Genomic DNA, 7,765 nt, shown 5'->3' with positions numbered 1-7,765 from the left:
ACGAATTAGGATTTGCGTTCATGGCGGTGAACTTAAGAAAGTACACCGCCATGAACACTAAAACAAGTTTAAAATATTATAGTCCTAGCAAAAAAAGGCGCCAAAACATAAACTTTTCATGGTTGGTGCCTTTTTTACGTTATTTTAAGCTAGTTATGTCCCAGCCTCATTTTCTATTTTATATTCAATTTATTCAGAATAGCGAAAAGGCGAAGACTCCTAGGGGAATAAGCACGAGACGAAAATCACGCGAAACGAGCTGAGCAAGTTTCGGGAAGTTGAGTCCGTGCCCCCAGGAAAGCGTCGCCTGTTAGCGTATCATACGATCTACTATTGAGAAACAGGTAATAATACAGTTAATAACACCAAACATGCCTTTTTCGTTTAAATCTGACAAAATTTCTTATATAATGGTATAGGTATGAATCGTGTGGTTATTCTTATTATAAAAGTTGAATATAAATTATAAATGTTATAAACTGATAATGAGAATAAATTGAGAATGACCATCAATTTTTAATATAGAAAATGGAGGTATTATTAATGGCAGCATCAACTTTAGAAATTAAAGATCTTCATGTCGAAATTGAAGGGCAAGAAATCTTAAAAGGAGTTAACTTAACCATTAAAGGTGGAGAATTCCACGCAGTGATGGGACCAAATGGTACTGGTAAATCAACATTAGCTAGTGCAATTATGGGTCATCCAAAATACGAGGTGACGAAAGGTCAAGTCCTTTTAGACGGAGAAGACGTATTAGAAATGGAAGTTGACGAGCGTGCACAAGCAGGTTTATTCCTAGCTATGCAGTACCCAAGTGAAATTAGCGGTGTAACAAACTCTGACTTCTTACGTTCTTCTATTAACGCACAGCGTGAAGAAGGCGATGAAATTCCATTAATGCAATTCATTAAGAAAATGGATGACACAATGGATTATTTAGAGATTGATAAAAACATGGCACAACGTTACTTAAATGAAGGTTTCTCAGGCGGTGAGAAAAAACGTAACGAAATCTTACAATTAATGATGCTAGAACCAGCGATTGCAATTTTAGATGAAATTGACTCTGGTCTAGATATCGATGCATTAAAAGTTGTATCAAAAGGTATTAATAAAATGCGTAACGAAGAGTTTGGTTGCTTAATCATTACTCACTATCAGCGTCTATTAGACTACATTACTCCAGATCAAGTACACGTAATGATGCAAGGTCGCGTTGTGAAATCTGGTGGTCCAGAACTAGCTCAACGCTTAGAAGCTGAAGGTTACGACTGGATTAAAGAAGAACTAGGAATTGAAGATGAAACTGTAGGTCAAAACGCGTAACTAGAGATAGGAGGTAAAAGGATGACAGTGGAAACACAGCTACCTTATGATAAAGAATATATCACGCAGTATTCCGAGCGTCGTAATGAACCTCAGTGGTTCCGCGATCTACGTCTTAAAGCAGCGGAATTAGCTGAAGACTTACCGATGCCAAAACTAGAAAAAACACGTATTCGTGATTGGAACTTCACAAGTTTCAAGCATGACGTTGAAGGAGCTAAAGTTGAGAATTATGAAGAGCTACCTGAAAAAGTTCGTGTTTTACTCGGCGAAAAGTCAACAAACGATAACTTAATTATCGTTCGTAATAATGATGTGGCATATGCCTCATTATCTAAAGAATTAGAAGATCAAGGTGTTATTTTCAAAGATATTTTCACTGCCATGAGTGAGAATGAAGATCTTGTTAAGAAATATTTCATGCAAGAAGGCGTATCTGTTGATGAAAATAAGTTAACAGCGCGTCATGCAGCTTTATTAAACAGTGGAGTTTTCCTATACGTTCCTAAAAACGTAAAAATAGAAAAACCAGTTCAAGTTGTATTCTGGCAAGAAGACCCAGAAGCAGCACTGTTTAACCATGTATTATTAGTTGCAGATCAAAATAGTGAAGTGACGTATGTTGAGAACTACGTATCTCAAAATAAAACTGAACAATCAGTTGCGAATATTGTAAGTGAAGTTTTTGCTTTAGATAACGCTAAAGTATCTTACGGTGCAGTTGATAACTTCGAAAAAGGTACGACAACTTATGTAAACCGTCGTGGTACTGTTGGTCGTGATGCAACATTAGAATGGGCATTAGGTCAAATGAATGATGGTAACACAATTTCAGAAAACCTAACTCACTTATTAGGTGATAACGGTGTATGTAATGCTAAGTCAGTATCAGTTGGTCGTGGCGATCAAAAACAAGACTTTACAGCTAAAATTGTTAACCATGGTAAGGAAACAGACGGTTATATCTTACAGCATGGTGTTATGAAAGATAATGCATCATCTATTTTTAATGGAATTGGTAAAATTGAACACGGCGGTACTAAGGCTAACGCTGAGCAAGAATCACGCGTGTTAATGCTAAGCCCTGGAGCTCGCGGAGATGCGAACCCAATTCTATTAATTGATGAGGATGATGTAACAGCTGGTCACGCAGCATCAGTCGGACGCGTTGATCCAGTTCAGTTGTACTATCTAATGAGCCGTGGTATCTCTCAACAAGAAGCCGAGCGCTTAGTCATTCACGGTTTCTTAAGCCCTGTTGTAAATGAGATTCCAATTGAAACGGTTCAAAATCAGCTACGTGAGGTCATCGAAGGGAAAGTTTATTAATGTTAAATGAAACAGTTCGCAAACAGTTTCCGATTTTAGATCAGAAGGTTAACGAACATTCATTAGTTTATTTAGATAGTGCTGCGACGTCTCAAAAACCTCAAACTGTCATCGACACGGTGAAAAATTATTATGAGCTTTATAACTCAAATGTTCACCGTGGGGTACACACCCTTGGTTCGAGAGCAACTGAAGGTTATGAAGGCGCACGTGAAAAAGTAAGAGAATTTATTAATGCTAAAAGCATAAAGGAAGTCATCTTCGCTAGAGGTACGACAACGGCGATTAATACAGTCGCCCACAGTTATGGACGTGAGAACCTATCTGAAGGTGATGAAATTGTTTTAACCAAAATGGAGCACCATAGTAATATCATCCCTTGGCAGCAAGTGGCGAAAGTAACTGGTGCAACATTAAAATATTTACCACTTCAAAAAGATGGTACGATCTCGTTAGATGATGTACGTGAAATGGTGACAGATCGAACTAAAATAGTTGCGATGTCTCATGTTTCCAATGTACTAGGAACAATTAATCCGATTAAAGAAGTCGCGAAAATTGCTCACGACAATGGTGCTGTCATTGTTGTTGATGGCGCACAAAGCGTTCCGCACATGAGTGTCGATGTTCAAGACTTAGATGCTGATTTCTATGCATTTTCAGCTCATAAAATGTGTGGTCCAACAGGTGTAGGTGTTCTATATGGTAAGCAGCACTTACTTGAAAACATGGAGCCAGTTGAATTTGGCGGGGAAATGATTGATTTCGTTAACCTATATGATTCAACTTGGAAAGAGCTTCCGTGGAAGTTTGAAGGTGGAACACCTATTATTGCTGGAGCCATTGGACTTGGAGCAGCTATAGACTTCTTAAATGAAGTGGGCATGGAAGCCATTGAAGAACACGAACAAGAATTAGCAAAATACGCACTAGAGCAAATGGAACAAATAGATGGCATCACAATCTACGGTCCTAGAGAACGAGCTGGCTTAGTAACATTTAATTTAGATGATGTTCACCCACATGATTCGGCAACGGCACTTGATTCATTAGGTATCGCGGTTCGCGCAGGTCATCACTGCGCACAGCCACTAATGAAAGAATTACAAGTTGCTGCGACTGCAAGAGCTAGCTTTTATCTGTATAATAGTAAGCAGGATGTAGATTTACTAGTTGAAGGATTACGCAAAACAAAGGAGTATTTCGGTGATGTCTTTTAATAACTTAGATACACTTTACAGACAGGTGATTATGGATCACTACAAGAATCCACGTAATCGCGGGAAACTTGAAGGTGATCACATCACAGTTGAACTGAATAACCCGACTTGCGGTGATCGAATTGATTTACAACTTAAAGTCAATGACGGTATCGTAGAAGATGCAAAATTCGAAGGTGAAGGTTGTTCAATTTCAATGTCGTCAGCTTCAATGATGACTCAAGTCATTATCGGGAAAAACGTTGAAGATGCAGTTAAAATTTCAAAAATGTTCTCTGATATGATGCTTGGTGAAGAAGTTGATACAGCAGATTATAAATTAGAGGATTTGGGAGACATTCAAGCTTTACAAGGGGTCTCTAAATTCCCAGCAAGAATAAAATGTGCAACATTAGCTTGGAAAGCTATGGAACAAGGTGTTGAAAAAGAAGACGAATAAGGTCGTTCTTCTCACCACCTAATTATTTAAAGGAGGGGTACTACATGGCTAAAAAGGCACCAGAAGTAGGCGATTACAAGTATGGTTTCCATGACCGTGACGTGTCTGTTTTCCGTACTGAGCGTGGTCTTACTGAAAAAGTGGTTCGTGAGATTTCAGCGAGAAAAGATGAACCTGAGTGGATGTTAGAGTATCGTTTAAAAGCTTTAGAAAAATTCTATAGCAAGCCAATGCCACAGTGGGGCGGAGACTTAAACGAATTAGACTTTGACGAAATTACGTACTATGTTAAACCTTCTGAACGTACTCAACGTTCATGGGATGAGGTACCTGATGAGATTAAGCAGACGTTTGATCGTTTAGGGATTCCAGAAGCAGAGCAAAAATACCTTGCAGGTGTATCTGCACAGTATGAATCAGAAGTTGTATACCACAACATGGAGAAAGAATTAGAAGAAATGGGTGTTGTATTCAAGGATACAGATACAGCACTTAAGGAAAACGAAGAACTTTTCAAAGAGTACTTCGGTAAACTAATTCCAGCTTCTGATAACAAATTCTCAGCACTAAATACAGCTGTTTGGTCAGGTGGTTCATTCATCTACGTACCGAAGAACACGAAGGTTGAAACGCCTCTACAAGCGTACTTCCGTATTAACTCAGAAAACATGGGTCAGTTCGAACGTACGTTAATCATTGTAGATGAAGGTTCTTCTGTACACTATGTTGAAGGTTGTACAGCACCTGTTTATTCAACTAACTCACTACACAGTGCGGTCGTTGAAATTTTCGTTAAGAAAGACGCATACTGCCGTTATACAACCATCCAAAACTGGGCAAACAACGTTTATAACTTAGTTACAAAACGTGCTTCAGCAGATGCGAACGCAACAATGGAATGGGTAGACGGTAACTTAGGTTCTAAATTAACAATGAAATACCCAGCTGTTCTTCTTAAAGGAGAAGGCGCTCGTGGTATGACATTATCAATCGCGTTAGCCGGTAAAGGTCAGCACCAAGATGCAGGTGCAAAAATGCACCACTTGGCACCAAATACCTCATCGACAATCGTTTCTAAATCCATCTCGAAGCAAGGTGGTAAAGTAACGTATCGTGGTATCGTACACTTTGGTAAAAACGCTGACGGCGCACGCTCTAACATTGAGTGTGACACGTTAATCTTAGATAATGAATCAACATCAGATACAATCCCTTACAACGAAGTTCTAAATGAAAACATCTCATTAGAACACGAAGCGAAAGTATCGAAAGTATCTGAAGAACAGTTATTCTATCTCATGAGCCGCGGTATTTCTGAAGAAGAAGCGACAGAAATGATCGTCATGGGCTTCATCGAGCCATTTACAAAAGAACTTCCAATGGAATATGCGGTAGAAATGAACCGTTTAATTAAGTTTGAAATGGAAGGGTCAATCGGTTAAGATTTAATAACTCTTGATATAACTCAGCTTATATCAAGGGTTATTTTTTATTTTTCGCTTAGTTTAAAGGAAACCACTAATTAATCATAGAAAATAGTTTATAGGTTATTTCTTTTACAAGTCATGCATTATAGTTTTGGGTTAGTAAGTTTTAAAATTAAGGAGGAAAGTACGTGAATTACTATGATACGTTCATTTTAATTTCTGATGATTGTTCCGTTTCTGAAAGCAAGGTTCCAGAATCCAAACGAAAGAAGCAAACAATAGCTGAAATCGAGTATCAACTTCTTAATGAGGGACCAGGTATCTATACTCAGGATGAATTGCAATTTGAAGTGCATATGAAACACAAAAGAATTCCTGAAGATCGGCGTAAAGAAGAAAAGGCACGTTTCTTAGCTAAAAGCCGTGCATGTATGAGGACTTCTGCATTGCCAAAACGTTTTGGCTGGGGGATTTATTTTGACTCTAATGGGAAAGCAGAATTAATCCCGGTAGAGTCTAAGAGGTATCAAACACTTAAAGATAGAGAAGATATCAAAAAATTAAAAGCTATGAAATCTAAAAGGTGAATAATAAAGAGGAGGATTCATAATGGATGTTAAATTTCCAATAGGGGAATTACAAGTTCCTAATAACGTTACATTAGAACATGTTCAAGAATGGCTAAAAGAAATCGAAACTTACACAGAACGATTAAGAGAAACGGTTGATTCATTAAGTGAAGAAGAATTAAGCAAAACTTATCGTGACGGTAGTTATACAGTTCGTGAGCTCGTTCATCACATTGCAGATTCTCAGTTAAACATGTTTCAGCGTTTGAAGCTGGCTTTAACAGATAATAATCCTACCGTACCAGCTTTTGATCAGGATAAATGGGCCATTCAACCAGATACAAAGCTTCCTGTTGAAAGCTCGATTAAGATGTTAGAAGGCATTAATGAACGCATTGTATCTTTAGGATCCAGTTTAACTGAAGAGCAATTAGATCGAGCATTTACTCATGAGGTAAATGGTGAAATAACAGTCGCAACTAAAGTAGCAAAGTTAGCCTGGCACGAAGAGCATCATTTAGCTCATATCAAAATTGCGCTATCAAAGTGATATTATCTATTTATAGATTAAACAAAACAACAGGGAGAGAATTTTTTTGCACATTAAGAAGGTTATATTAAGAACTAGGAACATTGAAAGTATGAAACAGTTTTACACAAAGACTCTTGGAATGACTTTGAACGAAGAATCCGAAAACAGGTTTCAAGTTTTAGCAGGTGCTAGTCTATTGGAATTTACATCCCATAATGTTAAAGGCAATCCCTATTACCATTTTGCATTAGATATCCCATCTAATAAGTTTAGTGAAGCTAAAGCATGGGCAAAATCTAAAGTAAAACTAAATTTAGAAGATGGAGAGGATGAAGCAGATTTCTCTCATTTATCTGCGCATTCCATTTACTTTTATGATCCTGCGGGAAACATTGTTGAGTTTATTTGCAGGCATTCTTATGCTGAAAAAAGTGAAGTTCCGTTTTCTGCAAATAGTATTTTAAATATTAGTGAGATGAGCTTAACGGTTGGGAATGCCGTTACAACTGGCCATCAACTAATGGAACTAGGACTTAACGAACGTGATGGTGACCCAATAAGTGGTTCGTCATTGAATTTTATGGGTGAGAATTCTAATGGTCCATTTTTATTATTAATACAACCAGGTAGAAGATGGATTTTCTCTGATAAACAATCCGAAATCCACCCTATTGAAATGACGTTAGATACGAATGAACGTTTGATTGTTAATGATCATCATGAATTTTTAATCGCAAAAAGTCGATAAAATTAGTTTAAGGGTCGATATATCATTTCTTTTCCCCGTTCGGAAAAATTCAGGGTCGATATTTTCCAAAATGGGGTCGATAAAAACGAAACACCTATCCATGTCATGTTACATTCTTGCGATGGGTGTTTTATTTTTATTCTCATTAATCTATGCTAATCTTATATTAGAA

The 7,765-nt window shown here is 37.6% G+C and carries 8 protein-coding genes; all 8 read left to right on the top strand.

All coding sequences use genetic code 11. The features are described 5' to 3' along the window. Positions 1-543 precede the first annotated feature (543 nt). The 8 genes from sufC to ACFSW4_RS02670 all read left to right on the top strand — a co-directional run bounded on the left by sufC (position 544) and on the right by ACFSW4_RS02670 (position 7,593). Positions 544-1,329, top strand: coding sequence for a Fe-S cluster assembly ATPase SufC (sufC, locus tag ACFSW4_RS02705; protein WP_054753686.1), 786 nt, complete (start codon positions 544-546; stop codon positions 1,327-1,329). 21 nt (positions 1,330-1,350) lie between these two features. Then, positions 1,351-2,658, top strand: coding sequence for a Fe-S cluster assembly protein SufD (sufD, locus tag ACFSW4_RS02700; protein WP_377327293.1), 1,308 nt, complete (start codon positions 1,351-1,353; stop codon positions 2,656-2,658). Then, positions 2,658-3,878, top strand: coding sequence for a cysteine desulfurase (locus tag ACFSW4_RS02695; RefSeq protein WP_377327291.1), 1,221 nt, complete (start codon positions 2,658-2,660; stop codon positions 3,876-3,878). Before sufD ends, ACFSW4_RS02695 begins: the two co-directional genes overlap by 1 nt. Further along, positions 3,868-4,317, top strand: a complete 450-nt coding sequence (gene sufU, locus ACFSW4_RS02690; RefSeq protein ID WP_054753684.1) for a Fe-S cluster assembly sulfur transfer protein SufU — start codon at positions 3,868-3,870, stop codon at positions 4,315-4,317. Before ACFSW4_RS02695 ends, sufU begins: the two co-directional genes overlap by 11 nt. Before the next feature lie 44 nt (positions 4,318-4,361). After that, the gene (gene sufB / locus ACFSW4_RS02685; RefSeq protein ID WP_054753681.1) at positions 4,362-5,759 is read left to right on the top strand and encodes a Fe-S cluster assembly protein SufB; all 1,398 of its coding nucleotides are present in this window, start codon (positions 4,362-4,364) and stop codon (positions 5,757-5,759) included. A gap of 173 nt (positions 5,760-5,932) precedes the next feature. Next, on the top strand, positions 5,933-6,331 hold the full coding sequence (locus tag ACFSW4_RS02680; RefSeq protein WP_377327289.1) for a DUF6157 family protein: 399 nt from the start codon (positions 5,933-5,935) through the stop codon (positions 6,329-6,331). Between the two features lie 22 nt (positions 6,332-6,353). Next, positions 6,354-6,863 (top strand): YfiT family bacillithiol transferase, encoded by a 510-nt coding sequence (locus ACFSW4_RS02675; RefSeq protein WP_377327287.1) that lies wholly within the window; start codon positions 6,354-6,356, stop codon positions 6,861-6,863. Between the two features lie 46 nt (positions 6,864-6,909). Then, the gene (locus ACFSW4_RS02670; protein ID WP_054753675.1) at positions 6,910-7,593 is read left to right on the top strand and encodes a VOC family protein; all 684 of its coding nucleotides are present in this window, start codon (positions 6,910-6,912) and stop codon (positions 7,591-7,593) included. The last annotated feature ends 172 nt before the right edge of the window (positions 7,594-7,765 follow it).

The organism is Piscibacillus salipiscarius (assembly GCF_042685285.1).
In the GTDB taxonomy this organism is placed as follows: domain Bacteria; phylum Bacillota; class Bacilli; order Bacillales; family Alkalibacillaceae; genus Piscibacillus; species Piscibacillus salipiscarius.
Note: the sequence above shows the minus strand (reverse complement) of the source record. Positions and strands in the feature narration are given on the sequence as shown.

Bases quoted from the DNA above. Each gene is read 5' to 3' on its own strand.
- sufC (WP_054753686.1), top strand. From the start codon at position 544: ATGGCAGCATCAACTTTAGAAATTAAAGATCTTCATGTCGAAATTGAA.
- sufD (WP_377327293.1), top strand. From the start codon at position 1,351: ATGACAGTGGAAACACAGCTACCTTATGATAAAGAATATATCACGCAG.
- ACFSW4_RS02695 (WP_377327291.1), top strand. From the start codon at position 2,658: ATGTTAAATGAAACAGTTCGCAAACAGTTTCCGATTTTAGATCAGAAG.
- sufU (WP_054753684.1), top strand. From the start codon at position 3,868: ATGTCTTTTAATAACTTAGATACACTTTACAGACAGGTGATTATGGAT.
- sufB (WP_054753681.1), top strand. From the start codon at position 4,362: ATGGCTAAAAAGGCACCAGAAGTAGGCGATTACAAGTATGGTTTCCAT.
- ACFSW4_RS02675 (WP_377327287.1), top strand. From the start codon at position 6,354: ATGGATGTTAAATTTCCAATAGGGGAATTACAAGTTCCTAATAACGTT.